At 50.0% G+C, this 14,722-nt stretch carries 13 protein-coding genes; 4 read left to right on the top strand and 9 right to left on the bottom strand.

Annotation, left to right across the window (positions count from 1 at the left end; genetic code table 11):
- Positions 1-100: 100 nt before the first annotated feature.
- The 7 genes from hxpB to hutC all read right to left on the bottom strand — a co-directional run bounded on the left by hxpB (position 101) and on the right by hutC (position 8,153).
- Positions 101-754, bottom strand: a complete 654-nt coding sequence (gene hxpB, locus BZG75_RS02095) for a hexitol phosphatase HxpB (protein ID WP_077576021.1) — start codon at positions 752-754, stop codon at positions 101-103.
- 35 nt (positions 755-789) lie between these two features.
- A complete protein-coding gene (locus tag BZG75_RS02090; RefSeq protein ID WP_077576020.1) occupies positions 790-1,659 on the bottom strand; it encodes a fructosamine kinase family protein in 870 nt (289 codons plus the stop codon).
- Positions 1,660-1,795: 136 nt separating this feature from the next.
- A complete protein-coding gene (hutH, locus tag BZG75_RS02085; protein ID WP_077576019.1) occupies positions 1,796-3,328 on the bottom strand; it encodes a histidine ammonia-lyase in 1,533 nt (510 codons plus the stop codon).
- 10 nt (positions 3,329-3,338) lie between these two features.
- Complete coding sequence (gene hutU, locus BZG75_RS02080) at positions 3,339-5,027, bottom strand: urocanate hydratase (protein ID WP_077576018.1); 1,689 nt, start codon at positions 5,025-5,027, stop codon at positions 3,339-3,341.
- Between the two features lie 11 nt (positions 5,028-5,038).
- Positions 5,039-6,082 (bottom strand): formimidoylglutamase, encoded by a 1,044-nt coding sequence (hutG, locus tag BZG75_RS02075; protein ID WP_077576017.1) that lies wholly within the window; start codon positions 6,080-6,082, stop codon positions 5,039-5,041.
- A complete protein-coding gene (gene hutI, locus BZG75_RS02070; protein ID WP_077576090.1) occupies positions 6,079-7,329 on the bottom strand; it encodes an imidazolonepropionase in 1,251 nt (416 codons plus the stop codon). Before hutI ends, hutG begins: the two co-directional genes overlap by 4 nt.
- Positions 7,330-7,448: 119 nt before the next feature.
- Positions 7,449-8,153: a histidine utilization repressor gene (gene hutC, locus BZG75_RS02065; RefSeq protein WP_025744397.1), complete on the bottom strand. Its 705-nt coding sequence runs from the start codon at positions 8,151-8,153 to the stop codon at positions 7,449-7,451.
- Between the two features lie 252 nt (positions 8,154-8,405).
- Here hutC and thrS point away from each other — a divergent pair, with 252 nt between their 5' ends.
- The 4 genes from thrS (at position 8,406) to rplT (ending at position 11,563) form a co-directional block, all read left to right on the top strand.
- Entirely contained in the window at positions 8,406-10,334 is a 1,929-nt protein-coding gene (thrS, locus tag BZG75_RS02060) for a threonine--tRNA ligase (protein ID WP_077576016.1), read from the top strand.
- Between the two features lie 3 nt (positions 10,335-10,337).
- Positions 10,338-10,883 (top strand): translation initiation factor IF-3, encoded by a 546-nt coding sequence (infC, locus tag BZG75_RS02055; RefSeq protein ID WP_077460504.1) that lies wholly within the window; start codon positions 10,338-10,340, stop codon positions 10,881-10,883.
- Positions 10,884-10,978: 95 nt separating this feature from the next.
- Entirely contained in the window at positions 10,979-11,173 is a 195-nt protein-coding gene (gene rpmI, locus BZG75_RS02050) for a 50S ribosomal protein L35 (RefSeq protein WP_025673304.1), read from the top strand.
- A 36-nt stretch (positions 11,174-11,209) separates the two neighbouring features.
- Complete coding sequence (gene rplT, locus BZG75_RS02045; protein ID WP_025673305.1) at positions 11,210-11,563, top strand: 50S ribosomal protein L20; 354 nt, start codon at positions 11,210-11,212, stop codon at positions 11,561-11,563.
- Between the two features lie 146 nt (positions 11,564-11,709).
- Here the strand turns inward: rplT and BZG75_RS02040 are convergent, their stop codons facing one another.
- Both BZG75_RS02040 and BZG75_RS02035 read right to left on the bottom strand, forming a co-directional pair.
- Positions 11,710-13,098, bottom strand: a complete 1,389-nt coding sequence (locus BZG75_RS02040) for a peptide MFS transporter (RefSeq protein ID WP_077460505.1) — start codon at positions 13,096-13,098, stop codon at positions 11,710-11,712.
- Between the two features lie 322 nt (positions 13,099-13,420).
- Positions 13,421-14,449 carry a lipoate--protein ligase gene (locus BZG75_RS02035; RefSeq protein WP_077460506.1) on the bottom strand — a complete coding sequence of 343 codons (1,029 nt, stop codon included), beginning with the start codon at positions 14,447-14,449 and terminating at the stop codon, positions 13,421-13,423.
- Between the last annotated feature and the right edge of the window lie 273 nt (positions 14,450-14,722).

Raw genomic sequence — 14,722 nt, 5'->3', positions numbered from 1 at the left:
CCAGTATAGATGAGGATCGTAAGATGGATAAATGATGGACGTTGTTCTAAGAGGTGGCATTAACTACTGTACGCGCTTAATGCCACCCAGGAGACGATCGCTACAGCGACGAAAGATTATCCGCACTAAAAGCTTTTAGGCTGGCAAGCTTTTGATCGGCAATCACAAAGCGAGGATCTTCCCACTCATGCGCGGCCGGCACCACAATGGTTTTCATCGAGGCGGCTTTAGCCGCAAGTAAGCCGGTAAAGGAATCTTCAAAGGCGACGCAAGCGTCGGGCTCGACGCCCAAGGCGTTAGCAGCATTAAGATACACTTTGGGGTGGGGCTTACCGTATTTTAAATCCCCCGCCGACTCAACAATTTCAAATGCGTCGCTAAGCCCTAGCGCATCCAATGTCGGATGGATTAGAGCCAGTGGAGACGATGAGGCCAGACCGATTTTTAAGCCAGCTTGACGGCAAATTTGCAACGCGTCTTTAACGCCGGGCATCATGGGTTTTTCATCTTTAACCAGCTCAACCACGCGTGCGACGATCCGCGCTTGCACGTCAGCATTCGATGGCCCCTGCCAAGGCTGGGTACGTGCGTAGTGTTTCACAATTTCATCAATCCGCACGCCTGTAGTATCACGCGTATCTTGTAAACTGATAGAAACGCCGAGCTCGGTCAATACATCAATTTGCGCCCGTTGCCAGAACGGCTCTGAGTCGACCAATAGGCCATCCATATCAAATATTGCGGCAGATAACATCGCCAACCTCTATCTCAGTGTGTGTGTCTGGCATCCTACACCGTGAGTGTGAGTTTTGTCAGCAATTGTTCGGCTTGGGCAAGGTAGGGGCCGCCGAATAAATTGACATGGTTGAGCACATGATAAAGGTTATAAATATCTTTTCGTTGTTGATAACCCTCGTCTAATGGCCATTCAGCCTGGTAGCCGTTGTAAAAGCTTTGCGGGAAACCGCCGAATAGCTCTGTCATGGCGATATCGGCTTCGCGATCGCCCCAATAACAGGCCGGATCAAATAGTACTGGGCCGTTGACGGATAAACCGACATTGCCTGACCACAGATCGCCATGGAGGAGTGCAGGTTTGGGGCGATGGTTAGCCAGTTGCGCTTTGACGCCATGAATGATGGTATCAATGTCGCCCAAATGCAGTGATTTTTCCGCTGCTAGTTGTAGTTGCCAGCCAATTCGTTGCTCAGCAAAGAAGTGACACCACTTGCGGTGCCAGCTGTTTCTTTGTTCGCTGGTGCCGATGAAGTTATCGTCATCGAATCCGTATTCGACTTGCTCCCCCCAGCGGTGATGACGCGCCAGTTGCTGACCGAATAAATAGGCTTGGGTATCGTCGAGCGATTTAATGGGTAGGAAATTGAGTACCAATGCTGCACTGTCTTTTACCGGCCCGACAAAATACACCCGCGGAACATGAATGTGCTCACTCATTGCCAGTTGGCGCAGGCCTTCGGCCTCGGCCTCAAACGCGGGCAGACATTCTCGCTGGTTGGTTTTAACGAAAAAGCGCTGCTCGCCCCCATCGCTAATGCAATAGGCGTCGTGGATGTCGCCACCGCCGATGGCGGTTTTTTCTCTGATCTCAAAATCAATATCGAGCTGTTCGGATAAATGTAGAGACAGTGCATGCCACATAAGCGACTCCGTTACATCGAGGTGAGGGGAGGTAACTGCCTACATATTAGTCTATTTTAGCTTTAGTGTTCTGTGGAGATGGCGGCAAATTGAATAAAAAACGGCTCATAAGGAGCCGTTTTTGCGGGTAAATACTTTACAGGCTAGGGAGTAAGCCAGAGGGCATTAGTCGGTTATAGGTACCGGTTTGCACCAGCGCATTGGCCTTTTCGATATCAGGCGCAAAGTAGCGGTCTTTGTCGTAAAACGGCACCACGCCGCGTAACTCGGCTTTGGCTTGCTCTAAGCGCTGAGAGGTTTTATTGGGCGCGCGAAAATCAATCCCTTGGCTGGCCGAAAGTAGCTCAACGGCCAAAATGCCGCGGGTGTTGGCACTCATGTCATGCAAGCGACGCGCAGCGAAAGTCGCCATGGAGACATGATCTTCTTGGTTGGCAGACGTGGGCAAGCTATCGATAGATGCCGGGTGAGCCAAGGTCTTATTTTCGCTTGCCAGTGCAGCAGCGGTGACTTGGGCGATCATAAAGCCGGAGTTGACCCCGCCGTTGTTGACCAAAAATGGCGGGAGTTTACTCAAGTTGCTATCAATCAGTAAGGCCATGCGGCGTTCTGATAAGCTGCCGATTTCGGCAATTGCGAGGGCTAAGTTATCCGCTACCATCGCGACCGGCTCGGCGTGGAAGTTGCCGCCGGAAATAATATCGCCATCGTCTGGGAACACGAGCGGGTTGTCAGATACGGCATTTGCCTCGGTGGTGAGCACGTCAGCGGCATGGCGAATTTGTTGCAAGCACGCGCCCATCACTTGTGGTTGGCAACGCAATGAGTAGGGGTCTTGCACTTTTTCACAATTTTGATGGCTGTTGCCAATGTCGCTACTTTCGCCCAGCAAGTGACGGTAAGCGGCAGCGGCATCCATTTGCGTTTGATGGCCACGCACGGCATGAATCCGTGGGTCAAACGGCCGGCGGCTACCAAGCGCGGCCTCTACCGATAATGCGCCACAGACAGTGGCCGCGGCGTATAAATCTTCGGCTTCAAACAAGCCTTCAAGCGCAAAAGCGGTAGAAGCCTGCGTGCCATTGAGCAGCGCGAGTCCTTCTTTTGGTCCAAGAGTGATGGGCGATAGGCCCGCAATTTTGAGTGCAGCCTCTCCAGAAATGACTTCCCCTTTGTACCGGGCTTGGCCTTCGCCGAGCAGTACTGTGCTCATATGTGCCAATGGTGCAAGATCGCCCGAGGCGCCGACTGAGCCCTTTTTGGGAATGCAAGGATATACCTGGTGATTAACCAGCGCTGCCAGTGCTTTTACGACCTCGAAGCGGATCCCGGAGTAGCCGCGCGCCAAGCTGGCTATTTTCAGTACGATCATAAGACGCACGGTGGCATCATCCATAAACTCGCCAATACCAGCGGCATGAGAGAGCACGATTGAGCGTTGCAGGGTTTCTAAATCGTCTAATTCAATCCGAGTATTAGCCAGCAAGCCAAACCCTGTGTTAATGCCATATACGACGCGGTCTTGAGCGAGGATGTCGGCGACGGTGTCGGTACTGGCTTTCATGGTGGCTTCAATGCTATCCGCAAAAGCAATCTGTACAGATTCACGGCTTACTTGCCGCAGTTGGGAAAGGGTGAGTTCGCCCGGTTGTAATGTCAGTGTGGTCATTTTGCTCTCCTTAGCGCAGCGGCTGGTTAGGTAAATCCAGCAGCGGCAGATCGAGTTGTTCTTCTTTGGCGCAATCAATGGCAATGTCATAGCCGGCATCGGCATGGCGCATCACCCCGGTGGCCGGATCGTTTCTGAGTACTCGCGCCACTCGTTGATGCGCATCGTCGGAGCCATCACACACAATCACCACGCCTGAGTGCTGAGAAAAGCCCATGCCGACACCGCCACCGTGGTGCAATGATACCCAGGTTGCACCGGATGCCGTGTTGAGCATGGCGTTCAGCAATGGCCAGTCTGACACGGCATCAGAGCCATCCAGCATGCCTTCGGTTTCACGGTTGGGACTTGCGACTGAGCCTGAGTCAAGATGATCACGGCCAATGACGACCGGCGCTTTGAGCTCGCCATTTTTTACCATATCGTTAAAGGCAAGCGCTAAGCGTGCACGATCTTTGACCCCAACCCAGCAGATACGAGCAGGTAAACCTTGAAATTGAATACGTTCTTTGGCCATATCAAGCCAGTTGTGGAGATGCGGATCATCAGGGATCAGCTCTTTCACTTTTTGGTCGGTTTTATAGATATCTTCTGGGTCACCAGATAACGCCACCCAGCGGAACGGGCCAATGCCTTGACAGAATAACGGACGAATATATGCCGGTACAAATCCTGGAAAATCAAAAGCATTATTGACACCGACTTCCAGCGCCATTTGACGGATGTTATTGCCGTAATCCAAGGTTGCTGCGCCGCGTGTTTGCAGATCGAGCATCGCTTTAACTTGTACGGCCATCGAGGCTTTCGCGGTTTTGACTACCTCGGCTTCGTTGTCTTTACGCTGTGCCGCGGCTTGCTCCATGGTCCAGCCTTGCGGCAGATAACCGTTAAGGGGATCGTGGGCCGAGGTTTGGTCGGTGACCACATCGGGGGTGATATGACGTTCCACCAGCTCTGGGAAAATATCGGCTGCATTGGCCAATAAGCCAATCGACACGGGCTTGCCTTGTCGTTTTGCTTCTTCAATCATGCCGAGTGCTTGGTCCAAGGATGTCGCTTTGCGGTCGACGTACCCCGTACGTAAGCGGTAATCGATGCGGCTTTCATCGCATTCAACCGCAATCATAGAAAAGCCTGCCATGGTCGCGGCGAGTGGCTGCGCGCCCCCCATGCCCCCCAGACCGCCAGTTAAGATCCAGCGGCCTTTGGCGTCGCCATTAAAGTGTTGTTTCGCCACCGCGACAAACGTCTCGTAGGTGCCTTGCACAATGCCTTGCGAGCCAATGTAAATCCAGCTGCCTGCCGTCATCTGGCCGTACATCATCAGCCCTTGCTTATCGAGCTCGTTAAAATGTTCCCAGTTTGCCCAATGCGGGACCAAGTTAGAGTTGGCAATTAATACACGTGGTGCATCTTTGTGGGTGGGGAAGACACCCACAGGTTTGCCGGATTGTACCAGCAAGGTTTGATCGTCGTTCAGGCGTTTTAGTACCTCGACAATCTTGTCGAAACATTGCCAATTGCGGGCCGCTCGGCCAATGCCACCATAGACCACCAAACCATTAGGATGCTCGGCCACGTCAGGGTGTAGGTTATTCATCAGCATACGAAGCGGCGCTTCGGTTAGCCAACTTTTTGCATTAAGCTCAGGCCCGGTAGGGGCTTTCACGGTACGTGAATCGAAACGTGGGTCCGTCATGGTTATTCTCCTTAATCGATGATGGGATGCGAGCCTGCTTGCTGCGGACAAGATTGATGCGGACAAGCTGTGTGAATCATGGTCCACGCCATACGCGCGGCTAAGCGACTGGTTTGCTGGTCGCGGTCATAATGGGGGTTTACTTCTGTGATATCGCAAATAGGGACGGGAATGTGCTGCTTCTGCGCAACGGTGAACAGGTGCCGAATTAACGGCTCAATCACTGCGACTGGCACGCCGTAAGCTGCAGGGGCGCTCACCCCAGGCGCGACACTAGCGGGAAACACATCCATATCGACAGTAAGATAGAGATAATCACAGCCTTGAATAAACTGGGTTAATCGCGCTTTTAACGCCGGTAATGCGTCTACCTGCATATTGATATCTTCTTCTACCCAGCAATGGCGTTGCTCGGCTTTATCGAACAGCGCTTGGGTATTGCTGGTGCGGCTTACGCCAAGGCAGGCATAGTGGAATGGCCAACCTTTTTTGTCACAATATTGGGCGATTTGTGCGAAGGGTGTGCCTGAGCTGCCGGCGTGACTGCGCCCTTGTGGCGTGCGCAAATCAAAATGAGCATCAAAGTTAATAATACCAATCTTAGGCGGCTGCGCGAGGTCGTTGACATGGGAGTGTGTCAAATGACGGGATAAGCCCTGAAAGCTCGCCCATGCAGTTTCATGGCCGCCGCCTAGGGTTAAGACCCGGTGCTGTGGCAACGAACGATGGATTTGCTGACTTAATCCTTGCTGGGCTAATACCAGATCTGAGTCATCACATACCACGGTTCCGCCGTCATAAAGCGGATGACTGTTATGCCAGGCGAGGTTTGCCAGTGCTTGTCGCAGCGCTTCAGGGGCAAGGGCTGCACCGAGGCGGCCTTGATTACGCGCTACCCCTTCATCACAGGCAAACCCATAGATCACGACACCTGGCGGCTGTTCGACGCTGTTATCGTAGGCGCTGATGGTTTGGTGCAAACGCAGACCGCGCTCCCCATCTTCTGGATCAACACGTCCTTGCCACACAGTCATATCAGCAGGAAGATGTTTCATTCTTGATTCTCCTGGTGGGGCGTGCTCTGCGGAGTCGGTGTTGCGGGATACCAGACCCCGTTGACCACTCTTCCGACTAAGGGCGCCGTGCCGACCATATAACTGAGCTCGGCTGGGGTGTCGCACTGCCAAACGGCAAAATCGGCATCAAACCCAACCGCGATTTGACCTTTGTTTGTTAAGCCCAGTGCTTGGGCGGCATGACGGGTGACGCCGTAAAGGTTCTCTTTTGGCGTGAGGCCAAATAAGGTGGAAGCCATGTTCATCATGAGCGTCAATGAGGCAAAGGGCGAGGTGCCGGGGTTGAAGTCAGTGGCGAGCGCCATGGGGACATGATGTTCACGTAATGCTTCAATCGGTGGTATTTGGGTTTCACGTAAAAAGTAAAACGCGCCGGGAAGCAGGGTTGCCACAGTGCCAAATTCGGCCAAAATCTGGGTGTCAGCCTCTGACAAATACTCAATATGATCCACCGAGTAGGCCCCGGCTTTGGCCGCCGCCACACTGCCGCCCAGGTCGCTTAATTGCTCGGTATGGGCTTTAATGTTGAGTCCATGAGCATTGGCCGCCGCATAGATTTTTTCGGCTTGGTCGACGCTAAAGGCAATGTTTTCACAGAACACATCCACGGCGTCAGCAAGCTGTTGCTCCGCCGCGGCCGGGATAATGGATTGACAGATATGCGCAATATAATGATCCGCATCGTGTTGATATTCCGGCGGTATAGCATGAGCGGCGAGCAAGGTCGTAGAGACATTCACGGGTAAATGCTGCTCGATAGCTTTCGCCACCCGAAGCATTTTTAGCTCATCCTCGAGGGTTAACCCATAGCCTGATTTAATTTCAATTGTTGTGACACCGTCACGTATTAAGGCTTCGGCACGTGGCAAAGCGAGGGCAAGTAATTCTGCGTCACTCGCCGCCCGCGTCGCTTGCACTGTGGAGAGAATTCCGCCGCCTTGTTCAGCGATGGTTTGGTAAGGCACGCCATTGAGGCGCTGCTCAAACTCACCCGCGCGATTGCCCGCAAAAACAAGGTGAGTGTGGCTATCAATGAGTCCGGGTGTCACCAATCTTCCGTTTAACGACTGCTTCGGCCAGTCAAGCTGCTCGGCATCTTGGCCAAGTGCAACAATTTTGCCGTTTTCAACCGCAATCGCGCTATGGTCTTGGCATTGGTAGCCGTCGCTATTGTGGATATCGCTGGCCATCGTGACCAGTTTTGCATCGGTATATAGGTGTCTCATGATGATGGCCTTACCGCTCATTAAATGTCTATACAAATGTATAGACAAATAAAGTGGCAGACACAAGAGGGAATGTAAAAGAACGGTAAAAAATTGTGATCGGTTCGATCTAAATGAAGTTATCTATCTGTTCTCGATGTGAGTTTGTAACGCGATCCTGGATGGTACAGCAAGGCGGCACTGACGAGGGTTTGTTGGCTCCAAGTCCGACGGTGTAATAATAAACAGGGTTCGTCTGATCGCATCGCGAGGGCTTGCTGAATGGTCGAGCTCGCTTGAATGGCTTCGACTGTATGCTCAATGGTATTCACTGGGCAAACCGTTGATAAATACTCGTTTGGGGTGGTTTGATTAAAGTCTTGTGCTAAGTAGTCGGGCGCCAAAGCCGGATTGACCCAGCGCTGTTCAAGTTGCAACGCGATCGCATCACCGTAATGAACAATCTCACTATAAAAGACGGATGTACCCACCATAACGCCTAAGCGCATAGCAACATCAGCCGGTGCAGAAATGCGTTTCAATGTGCGAATATCACTGTGATAAGTTTGCCCGCGAGCGTTAACCTCATCGGCGATATTACGAATATCCATTAATGGGGATTCGGCTTTGGGCTCAGTGACAAACGTCCCCAATCTAGGTGTGCGCTCCAGTAAGCCTTCAGCGACTAAATCGCGCACGGCTTTGTTCACCGTCATGCGGCTGACGTCAAATTGATCGCATAATTCGTATTCGGTCGGAATACGTGTCCCCACAGGCCAAACCCGAGTTTCAATTTTCTCTTGAATAAAGGTTTTAATTTGTTGATAGCGGGGCGCATTGGCCATAGATTGTTCCTGTCATTATTGTGTATACAAATCAGCATTGCTGAAGTCTAGTGCAAAATCAAGCGGATGATAGGGCGATACTCGTGAATCATTCGTTGGACGGCGAAGAAATTCTTGACGGGATGACTTGCATCACAAATGTCGGATCTTCATAATCAAAACCCTACTCACACTGTGCGGTTACTTACTAATCGCAAAATACACGTTCATGTGCCACTTGGTGTGTGGCACCACTGAGAAGGATTGTTATCAATGCCTCTAATTACTCTCCCTGACGGCAGTCAGCGTTCTTTTGACCACCCAGTTTCAACCTACGACGTTGCCAATGACATTGGTCCTGGCCTCGCTAAAGCTTGTATTGCGGGCCGTGTTGACGGCAAACGCGTTGATGCGTGTGACTTGATTGAGCACGATGCTCAGCTCGAAATTATCACCGCAAAAGACGATGATGGGCTTGAGATTATTCGCCACTCGTGTGCGCACCTTTTAGGGCATGCGATTAAGCAACTTTTCCCTGATACCAAGATGGCGATTGGCCCAACCATCGATAGTGGTTTCTATTACGATATCGATATGGATCGCTCGCTCACCCAGGATGACCTGGATGCAATTGAAAAACGCATGAAAGAGCTGGTGAAAACCAAGTATCAGGTTGTGAAGAAAACGGTCAGCTGGCAAGAAGCACGTGATACCTTTGAGTCACGTGGTGAACCGTACAAGATTGAAATCTTGGACGAGAATGTCTCTCGCGATGACCGTCCGGGCTTGTATCACCACGAAGAATACATCGACATGTGTCGTGGTCCACATGTACCGAACATGAGCTTTTGTCAAAACTTTAAAATTTTGAACGTGGCTGGCGCGTATTGGCGTGGTAACAGCGACAACAAGATGCTGCAACGAATCTACGGCACCGCCTTTCCCGATAAAAAGCAACTGAAAGCACACCTGGTGCGTTTAGAAGAAGCGGCGAAGCGTGATCACCGTAAACTGGGTAAGCAGCTTGATTTGTATCATATGCAGCAAGAAGCGCCTGGGATGGTATTCTGGCACCACAATGGCTGGACGATTTTCCGTGAGCTTGAGCAATTTATCCGTGCGAAGTTGACCGAATACGACTACCAAGAAGTGAAAGGTCCGTTGATCATGGATCGCGTGTTGTGGGAGCGCTCTGGCCACTGGGACAAATATGCTGATTACATGTTTACCACCCAGTCAGAAAGCCGTGAGTATGCACTTAAGCCAATGAACTGCCCAGGTCACGTACAGATTTTTAACCAAGGGTTAAAGTCTTACCGTGATTTACCGCTGCGTATGGCAGAATTTGGTAGTTGTCACCGTAATGAGCCATCCGGTGCGCTGCATGGTTTAATGCGTGTGCGTGGCTTTACCCAAGACGATGCGCATATCTTCTGTACCCCAGAACAGGTACAAAAAGAAGTCAGTGCGTGTATCGAAATGGTCTACGAGACGTACCAAACCTTTGGTTTCAACAACATCGAAGTCAAACTTTCTACACGTCCAGAAACGCGTGTTGGCTCTGACGAAATGTGGGATCGTGCAGAAAAAGCCTTGCACGAAGCCTTAACGGCGATGGATATTCCGTTTGAAATTCAAGAAGGTGAGGGGGCGTTTTACGGGCCTAAGATTGAGTTTACGTTACATGATTGCCTGGATCGTGCTTGGCAATGTGGTACAGTACAACTAGATTTCGCGCTTCCTGAGCGCTTAAGTGCCACGTATGTAGGCGAAGACAACGAACGTCACACACCTGTGATGATTCACCGTGCTATCCTCGGTTCGTTGGAACGTTTCATCGGTATTCTGATTGAAGAATACGCTGGACACTTCCCAACGTGGCTATCACCGCAGCAAGCTGTGGTGATGAATATCACGGATAAACAAGCAGATTATGCGCAAGAGATTGCGAAAAAACTGCAAAAAGCTGGATTTAGAGCCTCTGCGGACTTGAGAAACGAGAAGATTGGCTTTAAAATCCGCGAACACACTTTGAAGCGTGTACCGTATATGCTCGTTTGTGGTGACCAGGAAATGGAAGCTGGCGAAGTAGCAATACGTACCCGTAAAGGTAAAGATTTGGGTAAAATTAAGATTGATGACTTCCTTGCTCAATTGCAGCAAGAAGTGCAAGATCGAACACTCAATATTGTGGAGGAATAAGGTATTAAAGGCGCAAGAAAAGCCCCGGCAAAGAAAAACGCTCATCGTCTAAACAACGAAATTCGTGGTGTCAAAGAAGTTCGATTGTCTGATGACAGCGGCGAACAACTCGGTATCGTCCCTTTTGATGAAGCACTCGCCAAAGCAGAAGAGGCGACTCTTGACTTGGTTGAGATCAGTCCGAACGCTGAGCCGCCGGTTTGTCGTATCATGGATTACGGCAAATTCCTTTACGAGAAGAGTAAAGCTGCGAAAGAGCAGAAGAAAAAGCAAAAGACTATTCAGGTTAAGGAAGTTAAATTCCGTCCTGGCACAGATGTAGGCGACTATCAGGTAAAACTACGCAACCTGGTTCGCTTCATTGAAGAGGGCAACAAGGTCAAGGTCACTATCCGATTCCGCGGGCGCGAAATGGCGCACCAAAGCATCGGTGTTGACGTGCTGAACCGCTTGAAGGAAGACACTGCTGAAATCGCTTCAGTAGAAAGTTTCCCGACTCGCATCGAAGGCCGTCAAATGATCATGGTCCTGGCCCCAAAGAAGAAGTAATTCTGGCTTCCAAGTAACAAGCGGCTGCGCCTGTTAGGTGCAGCCGCTTTGTTCGCCAAATTGCTATATTATTAACACAATGCGGAGTTATCATCATGTCTAAGATGAAATCCAACAAAGGTGCTGCTAAGCGTTTCAAGAAAACTGCTGGTGGCTTTAAGTACAAGCGTGCAACCAAGCGTCATATCTTGACTAAACGTACTACTAAGAACAAGCGTCAGCTGCGTCCAAATGCTGTTCTGCCTGCGTGCGAAAACGCGCAAGTAGCTCGCATGCTGCCATACGCATAAGTTTTTAGTTTTATAATTTAGTTTAGGAGAGAGATAATGGCTCGCGTAAAACGTGGTGTACAAGCTCGTGCACGTCACAAGAGTGTAATGAAGCAGGCGAAAGGTTACTATGGTGCGCGTTCACGCGTCTACCGCGTAGCTTTTCAGGCGGTAACGAAAGCAGGTCAATATGCTTATCGTGACCGTCGCAACAAGAAACGTCAATTCCGTCAACTGTGGATCGCGCGTATTAACGCAGCGGCTCGCCAAAACGGTATGTCATACAGCCGTCTGATTAACGGTCTTAAAAAGGCATCTATCGAAATCGATCGTAAGATCCTTGCCGATATCGCGGTATATGACAAAGCAGCATTCTCTGTGCTGGTAGAAAAAGCGAAAGCTTCACTGTAAGTTTTACAGTAAAGAATTGCTAAAAAAGGAGAGCCTCGGCTCTCCTTTTTGCTGCCTAATTAGAGCTGGGGTTGATCATCGAAGGGGATGTGATATTAAAAAAGAGGCCAATCGGCCTCTTTTTGATTTAACTATCACCATAAAGGTTAGGCAATTTGTACTTGTTGTTGCTCGATTTCTTCACTGGGCGTGGCATTGGATTCAGCGCCGTGCATCCAACGGATCAGCGTACCGGATAGAGTCAGCAAGATCAGACCTGAAATCGCTGCTGTCGCGGCAATGCCACCGAAGATCGCCATGGCACCATAGTCACCCACATGCGAACCAATGATACCTGCAACATAGTTAGCAATCGCGTTAAAGCCAAACCAGGCGCCCATCATTAGAGAGGCCAAACGCAGTGGTGCAAGTTTGGTGACCAGCGATAAGCCAATTGGAGAGAGGCAAAGTTCGCCTAACGTGTGGAAGAAGAACGCGCCCACTAGCCAGAACATCGAGGTTTTCACCGTGGTGTCGCCGCCTTGCTCTAACACGGCCCCGATCATGCACAAAAAACCAAGCGCCAGCATAAATAACGCCATGGCAAATTTGACCGGTGAGCTAGGCTCTTTAGAACCCAGTCGCACCCACAATGATGCCGCTATAGGCGCACAGACAATGATGAAGAAGGGGTTGAGTGACTGGAACCATGCCGCTGGGATTTCAAACCCACCCACCATGCGATCCGTGTACTCCTGGGTGTAAATATTCATCAACCCGCCAGCCTGTTCAAAGCCAGCCCAGAAAATGATCACGAACAAACCCATCAATAAGATGACTTTAAGGCGATCGATTTCTTGCTTGGTCAATGGTGCATTGGTCTTAGAATGATTGGCATCTCGTGCTTGTTGTGCTGCGGGAACACGACCGATATTACCTAGCCAAGTGTTGGCCATGGTTAGCTGGATGATCAAGCTAATCACCATACCAATACCGGCAGCAAAAAAGCCATATTGCCAGCCGTAAGCGCTACTCACCGTGCCCGCAACAAAGCCGGCTAATAATGAGCCAATGTTGATGCCCATATAAAAGATGGTAAACGCACCATCACGACGATGATCGCCTTCATGATAAAGGTCACCCACCATCGTCGAGATGTTGGGTTTAAATAGGCCAGAGCCCGCAATCAGTATGGCTAAGCCAGCATATAAAGTGTGTACCGTATCTAAGCCATATTGGTGAGCAGGGAAAGCCAGAGTAAATTGACCAATGGCCATTAATGCACCACCTAGAATCACGGCTCGACGCTGACCGACAAAGTTATCGGCAAACCAACCGCCGATGAGTGGCGTGATATAAACGAGGCCGGTGTAATAGCCATACAGCTCTAGCGCGTCTTTGGTGGACCAGCCTAAACCGCCATTGATGGTTTGATCGGTGAGGTAAAGCACCAAAATCGCACGCATCGCGTAGTAGGAAAAGCGCTCCCACAGTTCCGTGCCGAAGAGTAAAAAAAGTCCCCGAGGGTGACCGAGTATTGTTTTTTGGTTTTCCATAACTATCTAATTATTCGTGAGTTTTGTTGGGCCTGCATTTCTTCAATCGGCGTGCAGTACATTGCCGAAACGTTTGTTGGAAAGATCACCTCGCTACAGTTTGTAACAAAATATGTAAAACTAGATTAATGCTTTTTTATCAAAATTAAAAACTATTATTCAAGCAATAATGCCGTCATTAATGATGGGTTTTATCCGAATGATGAAATTTTGTCGCACTGAACAGCTGTCACCTATAGTGACGTGACAGCTGAGTGCGTCTTTGCGTGGGATCAAAAAGAGAGGGAATTATGTGATGGGGGTCACTGTTAATGTGTGCCTATCAAGCGAGAGCGTGGCGCAGCCAAAGGGCAATATCCTGATACATGGCCTGGTGGCTTGGATCGACTTCTGCCTGATTGGTGACAAATTGATAGAGTGTTTCCGAGTGATAGGTTTGCCCGATCAACTGGCTTGCCAGTATTTCTATCGGCCCTGGCGTTAAGCTATCGGTGAATAGCTGACAGTCGGCTATTTCGCCATTTTTCACATCTAAATGCAGCTCAACGCCCCCCCATTCGAAGCGTTCATCAAACGTATGCATAAATTGTGGGCTCTTGCCAAAATTCCATTCCCAACTGCACTGTTTTTCATAGATGGCGTTAAAGCCTTCGACATCGGGTTTGACCTCAGGAGAAATGTATTCAATCTCAGCGGTATTGCCATAGTGGTTAAAGAATGCAGCTTTGATCGCATCACACAGAGCTTGGTGGGTGATCTCCGGGACATAATCGGAAATATTCGCTACTCGCGCGCGTACAGAGGTAATGCCCTTGGCTTGCAGCTTTTTGGGATCAGGGTTGAGGTAATCGCCCAGTCGCGACAAGTTGGCATTAATCAATAGGGTGCCGTGATGAAATCCACGATCTTTTGTCTCTTTGTAGGCTGACCCTGAGATTTTGCGAGCGCCTTCAGGGGTATCCATGGTGAGATCATTGCGTCCACTGGCCGTTGCCTCAATACCGAGTGTTTTCAGCGCATTCAACACAATTTGTGTTGATACCGACTTGTCATAACCGGGCTTGCCGGCCATAAAGGTAAAGTTAGTATTGCCGAGATCATGAAACACGGCGCCACCACCGCTTTGGCGTCGGGCTAACACAACGCCGTCTTGTTCCATTTTACGAGTGTTGCATTCGCGCCATGCATTTTGACCACGCCCGATCACCACCGTATTGTCGTTACGCCAAAGAAAGAGCACATTTTGCGCTGATGACATGGTACGGAAAATCGTATCTTCCACCGCCAAATTAAACCAAGGGTGGGTCGAGGTGGATACAAACACGCGTAAAGGATGATTGTTGTCTTGCATAGTGGCTCCAAATTCGTCGAGATCTCGGCTCGTAGCATAGCAAACTCTTCATCTATGCCAACAAAATGGATAAACCGGTAGCTGATGGCGAGGAAAAATGACTTAAATGCCGTTTAGCGTTTGGCATTAGTCGTGGCATTAATTAGTATGTAAGGTCAATTTATTACCTGTTCTCTCAGTCAATTGGCATTGAGGCGTATAACAAGACGACTCTGTCAGTTTGCTCAGACAATGGGTGAAACCATGATGTCAGCAGGTATTGTCATACACCTA

The organism is Salinivibrio sp. AR640 (genome assembly GCF_001995405.1).
Classification (GTDB): domain Bacteria; phylum Pseudomonadota; class Gammaproteobacteria; order Enterobacterales; family Vibrionaceae; genus Salinivibrio; species Salinivibrio costicola.
Note: the sequence above shows the minus strand (reverse complement) of the source record. Positions and strands in the feature narration are given on the sequence as shown.

Bases quoted from the DNA above. Each gene is read 5' to 3' on its own strand.
- hxpB (WP_077576021.1), bottom strand. From the start codon at position 754: ATGTTATCTGCCGCAATATTTGATATGGATGGCCTATTGGTCGACTCA.
- BZG75_RS02090 (WP_077576020.1), bottom strand. From the start codon at position 1,659: ATGTGGCATGCACTGTCTCTACATTTATCCGAACAGCTCGATATTGAT.
- hutH (WP_077576019.1), bottom strand. From the start codon at position 3,328: ATGACCACACTGACATTACAACCGGGCGAACTCACCCTTTCCCAACTG.
- hutU (WP_077576018.1), bottom strand. From the start codon at position 5,027: ATGACGGACCCACGTTTCGATTCACGTACCGTGAAAGCCCCTACCGGG.
- hutG (WP_077576017.1), bottom strand. From the start codon at position 6,082: ATGAAACATCTTCCTGCTGATATGACTGTGTGGCAAGGACGTGTTGAT.
- hutI (WP_077576090.1), bottom strand. From the start codon at position 7,329: ATGAGACACCTATATACCGATGCAAAACTGGTCACGATGGCCAGCGAT.
- hutC (WP_025744397.1), bottom strand. From the start codon at position 8,153: ATGGCCAATGCGCCCCGCTATCAACAAATTAAAACCTTTATTCAAGAG.
- thrS (WP_077576016.1), top strand. From the start codon at position 8,406: ATGCCTCTAATTACTCTCCCTGACGGCAGTCAGCGTTCTTTTGACCAC.
- rpmI (WP_025673304.1), top strand. From the start codon at position 10,979: ATGTCTAAGATGAAATCCAACAAAGGTGCTGCTAAGCGTTTCAAGAAA.
- rplT (WP_025673305.1), top strand. From the start codon at position 11,210: ATGGCTCGCGTAAAACGTGGTGTACAAGCTCGTGCACGTCACAAGAGT.
- BZG75_RS02040 (WP_077460505.1), bottom strand. From the start codon at position 13,098: ATGGAAAACCAAAAAACAATACTCGGTCACCCTCGGGGACTTTTTTTA.
- BZG75_RS02035 (WP_077460506.1), bottom strand. From the start codon at position 14,449: ATGCAAGACAACAATCATCCTTTACGCGTGTTTGTATCCACCTCGACC.